The sequence below is a fragment of the Niallia sp. FSL R7-0271 genome (genome assembly GCF_038005785.1).
Lineage (GTDB): Bacteria > Bacillota > Bacilli > Bacillales > Cytobacillaceae > Niallia.
Genome location: NZ_JBBOTZ010000001.1, coordinates 626,867 through 641,063 on the forward strand (window position 1 = coordinate 626,867; position 14,197 = coordinate 641,063).

Annotated in this window: 7 protein-coding genes, 14 tRNA genes and 2 rRNA genes; all 23 read left to right on the plus strand. The window is 43.0% G+C overall.

Annotated features, from left to right (window positions below; genetic code table 11):
- The first annotated feature begins 380 nt into the window (after window positions 1-380).
- The 23 genes from MKX82_RS03205 (at window position 381) to MKX82_RS03315 (ending at window position 14,196) form a co-directional block, all read left to right on the plus strand.
- Window positions 381-3,316, plus strand: a 23S ribosomal RNA gene (locus MKX82_RS03205).
- 132 nt (window positions 3,317-3,448) lie between these two features.
- Window positions 3,449-3,565: ribosomal RNA gene (rrf, locus tag MKX82_RS03210) — 5S ribosomal RNA — on the plus strand.
- Window positions 3,566-3,575: 10 nt separating this feature from the next.
- Window positions 3,576-3,650, plus strand: a tRNA-Asn gene (locus tag MKX82_RS03215).
- Window positions 3,651-3,655: 5 nt separating this feature from the next.
- Window positions 3,656-3,747: transfer RNA gene (locus MKX82_RS03220), tRNA-Ser, on the plus strand.
- Window positions 3,748-3,766: 19 nt separating this feature from the next.
- Window positions 3,767-3,841: transfer RNA gene (locus MKX82_RS03225), tRNA-Glu, on the plus strand.
- A gap of 19 nt (window positions 3,842-3,860) precedes the next feature.
- Window positions 3,861-3,936 (plus strand) — tRNA-Val (locus MKX82_RS03230).
- Window positions 3,937-3,945: 9 nt separating this feature from the next.
- Window positions 3,946-4,019, plus strand: a tRNA-Met gene (locus tag MKX82_RS03235).
- Window positions 4,020-4,022: 3 nt separating this feature from the next.
- Window positions 4,023-4,099 (plus strand) — tRNA-Asp (locus MKX82_RS03240).
- A gap of 21 nt (window positions 4,100-4,120) precedes the next feature.
- Window positions 4,121-4,196: transfer RNA gene (locus tag MKX82_RS03245), tRNA-Phe, on the plus strand.
- A gap of 8 nt (window positions 4,197-4,204) precedes the next feature.
- Window positions 4,205-4,288: transfer RNA gene (locus tag MKX82_RS03250), tRNA-Tyr, on the plus strand.
- Between the two features lie 9 nt (window positions 4,289-4,297).
- A tRNA-Trp gene (locus MKX82_RS03255) sits at window positions 4,298-4,371 on the plus strand.
- A 13-nt stretch (window positions 4,372-4,384) separates the two neighbouring features.
- Window positions 4,385-4,460, plus strand: a tRNA-His gene (locus tag MKX82_RS03260).
- 44 nt (window positions 4,461-4,504) lie between these two features.
- Window positions 4,505-4,579 (plus strand) — tRNA-Gln (locus MKX82_RS03265).
- 4 nt (window positions 4,580-4,583) lie between these two features.
- Window positions 4,584-4,658, plus strand: a tRNA-Gly gene (locus tag MKX82_RS03270).
- Between the two features lie 10 nt (window positions 4,659-4,668).
- Window positions 4,669-4,742, plus strand: a tRNA-Cys gene (locus MKX82_RS03275).
- A 12-nt stretch (window positions 4,743-4,754) separates the two neighbouring features.
- Window positions 4,755-4,835: transfer RNA gene (locus MKX82_RS03280), tRNA-Leu, on the plus strand.
- A 595-nt stretch (window positions 4,836-5,430) separates the two neighbouring features.
- The gene (locus MKX82_RS03285) at window positions 5,431-6,288 is read left to right on the plus strand and encodes a type II toxin-antitoxin system SpoIISA family toxin (RefSeq protein ID WP_341074969.1); all 858 of its coding nucleotides are present in this window, start codon (window positions 5,431-5,433) and stop codon (window positions 6,286-6,288) included.
- A 79-nt stretch (window positions 6,289-6,367) separates the two neighbouring features.
- Window positions 6,368-6,589, plus strand: a complete 222-nt coding sequence (locus tag MKX82_RS03290) for a hypothetical protein (RefSeq protein WP_233319442.1) — start codon at window positions 6,368-6,370, stop codon at window positions 6,587-6,589.
- A gap of 64 nt (window positions 6,590-6,653) precedes the next feature.
- Window positions 6,654-6,806, plus strand: a complete 153-nt coding sequence (locus tag MKX82_RS03295) for a hypothetical protein (protein WP_233319440.1) — start codon at window positions 6,654-6,656, stop codon at window positions 6,804-6,806.
- Between the two features lie 341 nt (window positions 6,807-7,147).
- Window positions 7,148-10,915, plus strand: coding sequence for a SpaA isopeptide-forming pilin-related protein (locus MKX82_RS03300; RefSeq protein WP_341074973.1), 3,768 nt, complete (start codon window positions 7,148-7,150; stop codon window positions 10,913-10,915).
- A gap of 60 nt (window positions 10,916-10,975) precedes the next feature.
- Window positions 10,976-12,469, plus strand: coding sequence for a SpaH/EbpB family LPXTG-anchored major pilin (locus tag MKX82_RS03305; protein WP_341074974.1), 1,494 nt, complete (start codon window positions 10,976-10,978; stop codon window positions 12,467-12,469).
- A gap of 60 nt (window positions 12,470-12,529) precedes the next feature.
- On the plus strand, window positions 12,530-13,360 hold the full coding sequence (locus MKX82_RS03310) for a class C sortase (RefSeq protein WP_233319433.1): 831 nt from the start codon (window positions 12,530-12,532) through the stop codon (window positions 13,358-13,360).
- A 20-nt stretch (window positions 13,361-13,380) separates the two neighbouring features.
- Entirely contained in the window at window positions 13,381-14,196 is an 816-nt protein-coding gene (locus tag MKX82_RS03315; protein ID WP_341074976.1) for a class C sortase, read from the plus strand.
- Window position 14,197 lies beyond the last annotated feature (1 nt).

Genomic DNA, 14,197 nt, shown 5'->3' on the forward strand with positions numbered 1-14,197 from the left:
GATGATTTTGTTGTTCAGTTTTGAGGGAGCAATTCCTCAAAACATCAGGGTAATGAGTAGCGAGCAGATCAAGGAAACGACTGATCGAGCACCGCAGCGTACGACATTACGTGAGGAGCACAGAGAAGAAGTTGACGCAGAGATGCGAAGTTAATCATTAGCCGAATTTGTTCCTTGAAAACTAGATTATGAATAGTAAGAACCAAGAAAGAAACCGAGTAATCGCCATCTTAGATTCTCTATTATTAGTAGAATTTTAGGGTAAAGAGAAACGAGCAGGTCGAGGAAGCGACTAAACGAGCACCGGAGCGTACGACAGTACGTGAGGAGCGGAGTGAGGGAGCTGACGAAGAGATGCGAAGTTTATCTTTAGCCGAATAAGTTAAGTTAGAAAGGGCGCACGGTGGATGCCTTGGCACTAGGAGCCGATGAAGGACGGTACTAACACCGATATGCTTCGGGGAGCTGTAAGTAAGCTTTGATCCGGAGATTTCCGAATGGGGGAACCCACTATCCGTAATGGGATAGTATCGTTACTTGAATACATAGAGTAACAGAAGGCAGACCCGGGGAACTGAAACATCTAAGTACCCGGAGGAAGAGAAAGCAAACGCGATTCCCTGAGTAGCGGCGAGCGAAACGGGATTAGCCCAAACCAAGAGGCTTGCCTCTTGGGGTTGTAGGACACTCTACATGGAGTTACAAAGGAACGGGGTAGATGAATAGGTCTGGAAAGGCCAGTCATAGAAGGTAAAAACCCTGTAGTCGAAACTTCGTTCCCTCCTGAGTGGATCCTGAGTACGGCGGGACACGTGAAATCCCGTCGGAAGCAGGGAGGACCATCTCCCAAGGCTAAATACTCCCTAGTGACCGATAGTGAACCAGTACCGTGAGGGAAAGGTGAAAAGCACCCCGGAAGGGGAGTGAAATAGATCCTGAAACCGTGTGCCTACAAGTAGTTAGAGCCCATTAATGGGTGATAGCGTGCCTTTTGTAGAATGAACCGGCGAGTTACGATTACATGCGAGGTTAAGTTGAAGAGACGGAGCCGCAGCGAAAGCGAGTCTGAATAGGGCGTAATAGTATGTGGTCGTAGACCCGAAACCAGGTGATCTACCCATGTCCAGGGTGAAGTCCAGGTAACACTGGATGGAGGCCCGAACCCACGCACGTTGAAAAGTGCGGGGATGAGGTGTGGGTAGCGGAGAAATTCCAATCGAACTTGGAGATAGCTGGTTCTCTCCGAAATAGCTTTAGGGCTAGCCTCAAGGTAAGAGTATTGGAGGTAGAGCACTGTTTGGACTAGGGGCCCCCATCGGGTTACCGAATTCAGACAAACTCCGAATGCCAAATACTTATCCTTGGGAGTCAGACTGCGAGTGATAAGATCCGTAGTCAAGAGGGAAACAGCCCAGACCACCAGCTAAGGTCCCAAAGTATACGTTAAGTGGAAAAGGATGTGGAGTTGCTTAGACAACCAGGATGTTGGCTTAGAAGCAGCCACCATTTAAAGAGTGCGTAATAGCTCACTGGTCGAGTGACTCTGCGCCGAAAATGTACCGGGGCTAAACGTATCACCGAAGCTGTGGATTGACATCTAGTGATGTCAGTGGTAGGAGAGCGTTCTAAGGGCGTTGAAGCTAGACCGTAAGGACTGGTGGAGCGCTTAGAAGTGAGAATGCCGGTATGAGTAGCGAAAGATGAGTGAGAATCTCATCCACCGAATGCCTAAGGTTTCCTGAGGAAGGCTCGTCCACTCAGGGTTAGTCGGGACCTAAGCCGAGGCTGAAGAGCGTAGGCGATGGACAACAGGTTGATATTCCTGTACCACCTTATGAATCGTTTGAGCGATGGGGGGACGCAGGAGGATAGGGTAAGCGTGCTGTTGGATTAGCACGTCCAAGCAGTTAGGCTGGTAATGAGGCAAATCCCATTACCGTGAAGGCGGAGCTGTGACGGCGAGGGAAATATAGTACCGAAGTTCCTGATTCCACACTGCCAAGAAAAGCCTCTAGCGAGATTCAAGGTGCCCGTACCGCAAACCGACACAGGTAGGCGAGGAGAGAATCCTAAGGTGAGCGAGAGAACTCTCGTTAAGGAACTCGGCAAAATGACCCCGTAACTTCGGGAGAAGGGGTGCTCTTTTGGGTGCAAGCCCGAGAGAGCCGCAGTGAATAGGCCCAGGCGACTGTTTAGCAAAAACACAGGTCTCTGCGAAGCCGTAAGGCGAAGTATAGGGGCTGACACCTGCCCGGTGCTGGAAGGTTAAGAGGAGGGGTTAGCGTTCGCGCGAAGCTCTGAATTGAAGCCCCAGTAAACGGCGGCCGTAACTATAACGGTCCTAAGGTAGCGAAATTCCTTGTCGGGTAAGTTCCGACCCGCACGAAAGGTGTAACGATCTGGGCACTGTCTCAACGAGAGACTCGGTGAAATTATAGTACCTGTGAAGATGCAGGTTACCCGCGACAGGACGGAAAGACCCCGTGGAGCTTTACTGTAGCCTGATATTGAATTTTGGTACAGCTTGTACAGGATAGGTAGGAGCCTTGGAAGCCGGAGCGCCAGCTTCGGTGGAGGCATTGGTGGGATACTACCCTGGCTGTATTGACATTCTAACCCGCACCCCTTATCGGGGTGGGAGACAGTGTCAGGTGGGCAGTTTGACTGGGGCGGTCGCCTCCTAAAAAGTAACGGAGGCGCCCAAAGGTTCCCTCAGAATGGTTGGAAATCATTCGTAGAGTGTAAAGGCACAAGGGAGCTTGACTGCGAGACCTACAAGTCGAGCAGGGACGAAAGTCGGGCTTAGTGATCCGGTGGTTCCGCATGGAAGGGCCATCGCTCAACGGATAAAAGCTACCCCGGGGATAACAGGCTTATCTCCCCCAAGAGTCCACATCGACGGGGAGGTTTGGCACCTCGATGTCGGCTCATCGCATCCTGGGGCTGTAGTCGGTCCCAAGGGTTGGGCTGTTCGCCCATTAAAGCGGTACGCGAGCTGGGTTCAGAACGTCGTGAGACAGTTCGGTCCCTATCCGTCGTGGGCGTAGGAAATTTGAGAGGAGCTGTCCTTAGTACGAGAGGACCGGGATGGACGCACCGCTGGTGTACCAGTTGTCTTGCCAAAGGCATAGCTGGGTAGCTATGTGCGGAAGGGATAAGTGCTGAAAGCATCTAAGCATGAAGCCCCCCTCAAGATGAGATTTCCCATAGCGTAAGCTAGTAAGATCCCTGAAAGATGATCAGGTTGATAGGTTTGAGGTGGAAGCGTGGTGACACGTGGAGCTGACAAATACTAATAGATCGAGGACTTAACTAATAAATGATTACTCATTCTTTCTTCTTACAACATAATCTAGTTTTCAGGGAATAAATTCGCTGAAAAACTTTTAAAAAAGTGTTGCAAAAACCTAATAGATAAGTTATAATAATACTTGTCTTGAAAAAAAGGTCTGGTGGCGATAGCGAGAAGGTCACACCCGTTCCCATACCGAACACGGAAGTTAAGCTTCTCAGCGCCAATGGTAGTTGGAGGTTCTCCTCCTGTGAGAGTAGGACGTCGCCAGGCATACCATTATTCCGCAGTAGCTCAGTGGTAGAGCACTCGGCTGTTAACCGAGCGGTCGTAGGTTCGAATCCTACCTGCGGAGCCATATATGGAGAGCTGTCCGAGTGGCCGAAGGAGCACGATTGGAAATCGTGTAGGCGGGTAACCCTGTCTCAAGGGTTCAAATCCCTTGCTCTCCGCCATTATCACTCAACATAATATGGCCCATTGGTCAAGCGGTTAAGACACCGCCCTTTCACGGCGGTAACACGGGTTCGAATCCCGTATGGGTCACCATTTTAAATATACCAATTATGGAGGATTAGCTCAGCTGGGAGAGCATCTGCCTTACAAGCAGAGGGTCGGCGGTTCGATCCCGTCATCCTCCACCATAAAATCATCGCGGGGTGGAGCAGTCTGGTAGCTCGTCGGGCTCATAACCCGAAGGTCGCAGGTTCAAATCCTGTCCCCGCAATCTGGTCCGGTAGTTCAGTTGGTTAGAATGCCTGCCTGTCACGCAGGAGGTCGCGGGTTCGAGTCCCGTCCGGACCGCCATTTTTTCAAAAAAAGTATAAAGGCTCAGTAGCTCAGTCGGTAGAGCAAAGGACTGAAAATCCTTGTGTCGGCGGTTCGATTCCGTCCTGAGCCACCATTTATGTCGGAGGGGTAGCGAAGTGGCTAAACGCGGCGGACTGTAAATCCGCTCCTTCGGGTTCGGCGGTTCGAATCCGTCCCCCTCCACCATTTGAATACAGGGGTATAGTTTAAAGGTAGAACAGAGGTCTCCAAAACCTCCGGTGTGGGTTCGATTCCTACTACCCCTGCCAAATGAATAACATGGCGGATATGGCGAAGTGGTTAACGCATCGGATTGTGGCTCCGACACTCGTGGGTTCGATTCCCATTATTCGCCCCATATATATTTATAATAATTTTTGATAATCCTGAATATAATGTTATTGGGCTATAGCCAAGCGGTAAGGCAACGGACTTTGACTCCGTCACTCGTTGGTTCGAATCCAGCTAGCCCAGCCATTATGCGGAAGTAGTTCAGTGGTAGAACATCACCTTGCCAAGGTGGGGGTCGCGGGTTCGAACCCCGTCTTCCGCTCCATTATTGTCAAGGCGGCATAGCCAAGTGGTAAGGCCAAGGTCTGCAAAACCTTTATCACCGGTTCAAATCCGGTTGCCGCCTCCAAAAAATTATTACGCCGGTGTGGCGGAATTGGCAGACGCGCACGACTCAAAATCGTGTTCCTCTGGAGTGCCGGTTCGACCCCGGCCACCGGTATCAATTAAGTAAACCAGCTCCTAGTTTAATAGGAAGCTGGTTTTTTTGTGTACATAAACAAGTAAACTAAATATACATATCTTCATAGAAAGAACGATCTTATTGTATATGACACTGAGCTTTCAGATTTTATTGCAAGAAAATGCAATGTCCTCAAGCTGACAAATCCAACTCCAATTTTTTCAGATCTTGTCCTTAAGATTATGTATAACACTTTGGAAAGGGTAAATGTCACGTCTCCTGAAATAAGAAAGCTGCATGTGGACGAATTGCAGAACAAGAAAAACTAAGCAGCAACTCATAAGAAAAAATTCTGTGTTTTGCTATCTTTAAACCTCTTTTTCGAATGTATCTACAGACTGACAGAGAACACATTATTCCCTAATTTTTGTGTAATAAAGAATTCAGAAGATAATCTAGCAAATATGTCCTATTTTTGGTGTTTTTGGTTATAAAGGGCAGTTTTGGTTCCAAATAAATCCAGATATTTGGTAGAATTACTATAACACTATAAAGTTATTAATAACCTATACCGCTAGAGCACTATACTTGTCCAGTCTTCAATCACTGCTCAAAAGAGGGGAAGGAAACAGGGATGATGATTAGAAAAGATTCACAGAAGCTTATAATCAAGGTAGCATTTCCGCTTGTTGTTTTCGCCCTTATAGTGTTGATGAAAAATTATTGGGGCAATGAGGCTGTTGCTTTTTTGCAAGGGAATAAATGGAGTTTATTAATTGGATTTACGGCTACTATGTTATATATTAGCTGGGCGTTTCCGATTTTTTTCCGAGAGTACAAGCAGAACTTGAGACGGACATGGTATTTTTTATTCATTGTTGGCATGATATTGCTGCTGATGGATATGGGATTTAAGGAGAGCGAATGGAGGAGCTACGCATTAATGGCTCTTATGTTTGTTTTTGTAGACTTGGCAATATTTATCACACCGAATATAAAACGAATCGGGGTAGCAGAAGTAGAAAGCATCAATGAAGTAGAAAGTATTAATGATGAAATGAAAAAGGTAATCATTCAGACGAAAAGCAGAAGTAAGCAGTTCACAACCATTTTAGACAGTATTGCCACCTATTCGTTTGGAACGCAGGATTGGACTGTCATAGAAGACTATCGTATAAGCCTTGAGGACTTCCTGTATGCTTATGGCGAAGTATGCAGACAGGATATTACCGTTTTCTGCAAGGAGGATGATATCATCTTTTCTGCTGAAGTCGGGACCACTCTCGGGATAGAGCTGGAGGAAGATCAGCTGAATCGCTTAAATGAAGAGACAATTGTGCAATTAGACAATAAAACGGTACTTATTCCTTTCACGAAATTAATCCATCCTGTCGTTATTTCTGTTGAATCGGAAAAGGAGCCCTTGCTGCAAATTGATTTTGACTATATCATTGACCTTGCAGTAATTCACTCCTGGTACAAAGAGCATTAAAAACGGGCGCTCTTATAGGTGGAAGATTCATGAATATAATGATAAAATGGAAGTATAAACAAGGAAAGGAACAGATATCATGGAGGACAAAGATTACACGATGCCTGCAGTCAGAGAAGCTGGTCGGATAAGAAAGAAAAACCAATCACCTCTTATTGTTAAAAAATCAACATCATCTCTTCCACATGTTCCTACAGCATTATATACAAGGGAATTGTTCGAAAAGAGTGATGAAGTGGTCAATCACTTAAAATACAACAAGACTGCCAGAGGAACAAATATAATCCATCTGCATGATTAAGAAACACATATTTTGCCTATACAGTAAATATACTAAGCTTATGATAATAACAGCGTGGGGGAATATGATGACATCAAAGAAAAGAAAAAGTCCCTTTTTACTGGAAAAGCCAAGCGGAAAGCTGCCGAAAGGCGATCTTGAGCAGGATGTCTTATTGGAGCTTAATGCCGAGCTGAAATACAAATTACGACAACTAAAGATGAAAATACTTGATTAACATATAAATATCACAAGAAATAACAGCTTGACCTCAACAGGTTAAGCTGTTTTTTTGTATGTTAAAATTTCACTTCCTATTTTTGTCACAAAATATACAAGATTTTTAATCCCCCAAGTATCTATTTTTAATTAATTACATACTCACCTTGATTTTCCTTTATCTTCCTATTTTGAGATGGATAAAGACTATTATAATCAGCATTCTTCTATTACTATTCCAAAATAGAAACTGACCGTTCCACGAAAGAAACACATTAACTGAATAGCTCCTTTAAAATTTGCATGTATCTGTTATTTTTTTTGTGAACTTCTCCCTTTCATTAAAGCAAGGAGGCAGAAATGAAAAGAGCAATAATTTCAAATAAGTTATTTTCGCTGCTATTGATAATTTCGCTAATCATTACAATGATTCCGATGGAGATATATGCAGTTGGAGATATAAATGCTAGCAATGACCCTGCAGGCGAACAGCTGGAGACTGAAGGAACTGAAAATGACTTGAATCAAAATTCAAATGAAGCAGAACCGGTAGAGACAGATACAGATAAGGAAGAAAGGGAGAAAGAGCCAGCCGTTAATGCTGGTGATAATGCAGACGACAAAGAGCTTGTAAAGGAAGGAGAGAAAAAGGAAGAACAGCCTACGGCACAACAAGAGGATGACGAACCCGCCTCAGAGCAAGAAACAGCAAAAGAGGAAGCACCAGTAGAAGAAACACCAAAAGAAGAAACATCTGCACCAACAAACCCAAAAAGCTATATGCAAAGGGCCGATAATGGAACAGATGCAGGTTCATTCGGGCTGATTTACCTTACGAAGTTCACCAAAGTGAATGCTGGTGGATTTGGCGGAATGGCATTGGACTATGACAAAAACATCTGGACATGGGGATGGAATTATTTCTTCCAACTAGGCTTGAATATTTCTGATATGTTCAAGAGTGTGGGCGGAATGACAAAAATCACTGAGTTCATGAAGGATGGAAAGATAATAACCGATGTGAAATTCGATGATACGCTCTCCAATTGGCATACGCGTATTGCTTTATCCACTACAGGTGATGTGTACGTATGGGGATTGGGTGCAGCCGGGGAGATGGGAAATGGACAAGTAGGTATAGGGGTATCTATTCCTACTGCTGTAGAAAACCTGCCTAAAATTAAAACAATCTTTACTAATGCAGGCGTACATGCAACAACAATATTTGCAATAGCTGAAAATAATGAGCTGTGGTGCTGGGGTACAAATAAATATGGCCAATTGGGGATTGGCGACGCAGCGGAGATGCAGCCAACTCCTGTAAAGGTTCAGTTGCCTAGCGACATGGGGTCAATTGTCAAAATTATCGGAGGCGATGGTCAAACCCAAATATTGGATGATAAAGGCGACATTTATATGGCCGGTTGGAAATACGGAGGTAGACAAGGAGACGGCAGCGAGTACACAGAAAAAGATAAAGAAAATTCCCCACAAGTAAACATATTCACAAAGCTCGAAAAACCAGCTGGCATGGGTAAGATAACAGATATATCCTCAGCTGTTGGACTGAATACAGCTTTGGATGAAAATCACAAAGTATGGCAATGGGGTATGTTTGATTACAGTCGAGAAGATAATACTATCATACAAAAAATAATAAGTTTTCGTCCGGTAATTCTTGAAATTGATGAAGGAGAAGCTGGTTATACCCCTATTCCCCAATCGTTATCATCAGGTGACCTAGTTCATTTTTTTATTGATCAGTATGGAAAAACATGGGCATGGGGTTACAACTACTTTTATGGATTTGGAAAGGAAGGGAGCTCACTGACTTCAGAGGACGATCTTACAAAAGTGGCTCAGCAATGGCCGAAGCAAATTGGAGATGGCGATACACAGCTGTATGATTCAGATCCTAAGCTGCCAGTCTATCTTACTGGGGACAGTCAAACAGGTATTGCAGCAAATGATTATTTTGGGTATTCCATTCCTGATAGTATAAACCATCCTACCATTTATGATGAAAAATATATGCTTAAAGATTCTAAAGGCAATGTATTGGACAAAGATGGGATTACTAAAATTGCTTATCAGGCGGAAACAGAAGGAAGCTGGTTGAAAGGCTTTTATTATAAGCTGGACAGAAATGGAGACAAAACTACAGAGATTGGCACGCCGGTAGTCGATCCAGTGGAAAAACCATGGATTGACACAGCGTTTAAGGAAGTTCCTTATGTGCAGCAAATCGCCTCCTTTTTATCGCAATATATGATACTGGATCGAGATGGAAATATATTTACTTGGGGATCGAATGAAGGCAGGGGGATAATTTCTTGGGGTTCTGATTACAATCCCAAGTATGACAGAGGTGGCAGTGTAGAGGAAGGGCTTTATGAAGAAGCAGTACATGAAGTCATGTATATGCGCGGCCAGCCGAGAATGGGAATAGCAACTGTAAAACCATCTAAACCAGCTAAAAAGGTTTATAAGGAAGCAGGAGAAACCAATGTAGATACGGCAAAAATCACAGTTGATATACCGGCGTCATCCTTTAATGAGGAGCTGCCGTCATATGTTACTAACTCGATTACGAGCATCAAATATATCGTTGTTCCATATGAGAGGAATATGGATATGGATGATGAAATCAGTCCTGAAGAATTCAAGGAGCTGTATGCAGACAGCGACTTTGAAAAGGGAGAGTTACTTGAAGAACCGGTCTTAGCTGAGACGGAAGATACATCGAAGACTTTTGAATTGGAAATCACAGATAACAGCATGATCTATTTTCTTATCGAGGATGAGCGTTATCGAGTGACACGGGAAGACGGGTCGACACAACATCATATGACTACCTATATTCCAGCAACATATATTGCTGACAATATTTATACGAAAACAGTGCTGAAACATGTTGGATTGGGAACTGAAGATGGACAAGAGGATATCCAAGTTTATAATGCAACAGACGACCATGTCAGAAACGTTACGAACGATGAGGAGTTTTATGGTCTTCCCTTAGGTAAGGACGGTTATGTAATCGGCACAGATGAAGCTGGCAATACGATTGAATCAGAGAAGCCAACTTTTGGGTATGACAAAGTCAGGATTAAGAGTTATGAAGCCGCTGGCAATGAAGGCATCCCTGAAGGAGTTATGCCATACTGGACATTTATAAATCAGAATCAGGAAGCGGAATATACATTAAATCACCTGAAATACTTAAGCGCTGATGATAAATTTTTCATCCATGATTTTTATTATGAGAAGAATCTTGACTACTGGCCGGCAGTCAGCGGCAAGAAGGTTTGGGATGATGATAATGTTCCAGCCTTACGGCCTGAGAGTCTGCAATTGAAGCTGTATAGATATAAACGGGATATCAGTTTAAATGCTGACGGAACATTTACTGGCACTGGTGAACTTATGGAAGAATCAAAAGAATTGGTGGATGAATTGACAGTAGAGGAAAATGATAACGGCGAATGGCTATTTGACTTTGGCAGACATCAAGGCTTTCAATACGGCTATCGGGTCGAGGAGGATTATAACGGGCCTTATCAGCTAATGGGTATTGAATATCAAAATCTAGGTCCAAAAGAAGATCCAATTCAGGATTTGACTAATATTCTTATCACAAACGAGCTTGGCCAGTTTAGTACGATGAAGCTTCAAAAAACAGATGAAGAAGGCAGTTTAATAAAGGATGGCAATGCTGTATTTGAATTAAAAGCAGCTGGTGATGGGATAGTTTTAGATGAAAATCAAGAGCTTGCTGACAGCTTAACACTGGAGACTGATAATGGAGTTATTCTCTTCCCGAAACAAGCTCCCGGCACTTACAGCCTGAGGGAAACAGAATCTCCAGATGGGTTCAGGCTGCTTCAAGGAGAAATTACGATAGTGATAGATTCAGAGGGAAAGATGACAGCAGCATATGGTAACGAGACTATAGATGTGGTCAGTGAAACACAGCAGGACGGAAGTGTCATCTACTCCTATGATGTAATTAATTATCAAAAGGGCAGCTTGCCGTTAAGCGGAGGAATCGGAACAATCGCCTTCACGCTTGCAGGAGCACTGCTTATATTTGGTGCCATTTATTTTTCGCGAAGAAGAAGCACATAATCTCTTATACTAAAAAAAATCCTCGCGTAGTAAATTTATAAATTAACAGGAGGAATAAGAATGAAGAAAGTAATGAAGCTTATTTTCGCATCACTTATTATTACAGCAATAGGTTTAGGAGGCTTTACTGTTGATGCAGCGTCCACCATTGACCCGAATAAAACAGGTAGCATAACGGTTCATAAATTAAGCATGGGGGAAGAGTCAATAACGTTTCCGGGGACTGGGGTAGAAGGAGCGATTCCAGATGGAACAGAGCCGCTTCCTGGTGCAGAGTTTGAGATAGTTCAAACACATAAGCTAGATGAAGCTACAGGCAATATCGTAGCACTTGGGAATTCAGACACTGCTTATACAGACACTCTTGTAACGAATAGTGAGGGGATTGTATTATTTGATGATCTGCCGCTGGGAAGGTATGAAATGAAAGAAATTTCGGCACCGCCTGGGCATGCAGCAGATACAACCACTTATCAAATCGACATTCCTTTAGTCGGTGAGGATGGAGATTTATTCTATCAAAATGGCGAACTTGTATATGATGTTCATATTTATCCAAAAAATGAACCATTTTCTGCAGATAAATCGCAAAGACCAGCTGGTGAAGGCGAGTACAGGGCACCGGAACAAAATAATCCAATGTCTATAGCTGTAGGTGACAGCATCGATTACAAAATTAATGCTAATGTACCTGCAGATATTGCTGGGAATGTTAAGGATGAGCAAGGAAATGACATTCGTAAATATAAGGAAGCATCTGTGATTGATATACTAGATTCGCGTTTGACATATGCAGAGAATACAGGAGTGCTTTCCATCATTAGAGATGGTGAAGCTATCGATCTGGTGCAAGGAAACGATTATTCTATTGTTTTTGACTCTGGTTCAAACACTTTAAAGGCAGTAATGAATGCTGATGGAATGCTGAAGTTAGCAGCAGGAGATCAATTGGAATTTAGCTTTTCCGTAAAGGTTAATGAACAGGCCATAAATGATATAAGGCCAATTGAAAACAAAGGTAATATTGTATTAATAATCCATGATGGAACAGAAAACACAGTAGATACAAATGGAGTATACACAGAAACACAAGAAGGCTCTATTGAGTTAAACAAAGTCGATTCTTTAAAGAAGGAACCTCTAGCTGGAGCCAAGTTTCAATTATATAAAGCACTTGGTGAAGATGAACAAGCTCCTGATGAGGCAATTACAATTGACGGCATAGTGGCGGTGCCACTAAGTGCTGAGCAAACAACAGATGGAAACGGAAAAATTAATTGGCGACAGCTTTCAATCGGCACATATTTTATTGTCGAAACAGAAGCACCGTCAGGCTATAACAACCTAACTGAACCAATTAAGGTAAAAGTAGAAAGAGAAAGTTCTGCTACTTCTGAATTAGAGCTTCACCCAACCCTGCAAGTAGAGAACGTCAAAAAAGGCATTATCCCGCAAACCGGCGGAATCGGGACAATCATTTTCACAGTCATTGGATTGGTACTTATGATTGGCGCAGCATTCCTTCTGAAAAATAGAAAAGGCGATACAGCTTAAAAGTTAAAAGAAGAATGTGGGAGCTGATTCTCTTGCATTCTTCTTTTTAGGAGGTGCAGCATGAGAAGAAAGCTCCTTGTAGCAATCATATTTTTAATCGGTGTGGGAGTTTTTACTTTTCCCCTTATTTCTAATTGGTATAATAACAGGCTTCAATACAATATGATTGAAGGCTATGAGGATAAGGTGGGCGGGTTATCTGACAAAATAAAAGAAAAACGCCTGCAAGATGCAGAGGCATTTAATAACAGATTAGCATCTGGAAGCATCGCTTATCTCGACCCATTTTCAGCAAGTTCCAAACAGAAGGAGGGAGGAGCTGTTAAGTATCCGGAAGGCTTTTTGGAAGGAGAAGTAATCGGCGCTGTTGAGATTCCGAAAATTTCTGTAAAGCTGCCGATTCTTTTAGGTGTGTCAGATAAGATACTGGCTAAAGGTGTCGGATATTTGCCGTCATCCTCTTTGCCTGTTGGCGGAAAAGGCGTTCATACTGTCTTAACTGGTCATCGAGGTTTGCCTACAGCTGAGCTGTTTCGCAATTTAGATAAGCTAAATAAGGGCGATGTCTTTTATGTGAAAAGCTTAGGAAGGACTTTAGCTTATAAAGTGGATCAAATAAAAGTTGTTGAGCCGGAACAAGTGGAGGATCTTGCAATCATAAAAGACAAAGATTATACAACATTAATAACATGCGAGCCTTATATGATTAATACACATCGCATGCTTGTCAGAGGGCATAGAATACCATTCGTATCAGCAGATGAGGCAATGGATATCGAGTCATTTTTCATGCGCTATTTAGAGTATATTATCTCGCTGGCACTCATTTTATTGATCATTATCATTCTGATTATCAGGGACAGAAGAAAGGCAAAAAGGGATACGGAATGATGCTGAAAAAAATAATAGGAATGACAATATTTCTTGTTGGTTTATGTATTCTTTTATATCCGCAATGGATTATTTTCTATAACGACTTTAAACGTGATCGAGCAATAGCTTCCTATTATGAGCAAGCAGTAGCCAGCAAGTTTGCGGTGGAGAAGGAGTCTGCCAGTATATTAAATGCAGAGATGGAGAATTGGGGAGATGGGCAAATTGATCCGTTTGGTGAAGATAAAGCAGATCAACAAGGAGAAGCAGGAGATGAAATCATCGGTTATTTAGAACTGCCGAAAATCGGTGAGAATCTGCCGATTTATATGGGAGCGACAGATGATCATTTGAGCAAGGGAATTGGTATTATCCAAGGGACATCGTTGCCTTATGGCGGTGTTAATACCCATTCTGTATTAGCAGGCCATCGAGGCTATAAATATTCACGGTTTCTACGCAATATAGATGATATGGTAACAGGAGATATTTTCTTTGTTCATATATATGGAGAAAAACATGCTTATAAAGTTTATGAGAAAGAAACAATATTGCCGACGCAAACGGACAAGCTGGACTTAATTCCAGATAAGGATATTATAACACTATTAACATGCCATCCATACGGAAGCAGTACTTATCGCCTCTTAGTAAAAGGAGAACGCACAACGGTGGAAAAGGAGAAAATAAAGAAAGAAAACCAATATTTTGATAAAGCTGCTTTCTTTCAATACCGTCTGATGAACCGTGCAATAGTTGTGATTGGTACAATTATGATTGCGGCAATTTTTATCGCCTTTTTCAGGCTGATTTTTACCTCCATTAAAGAAAGGAAAAATCCCCCTTTGTCATAAC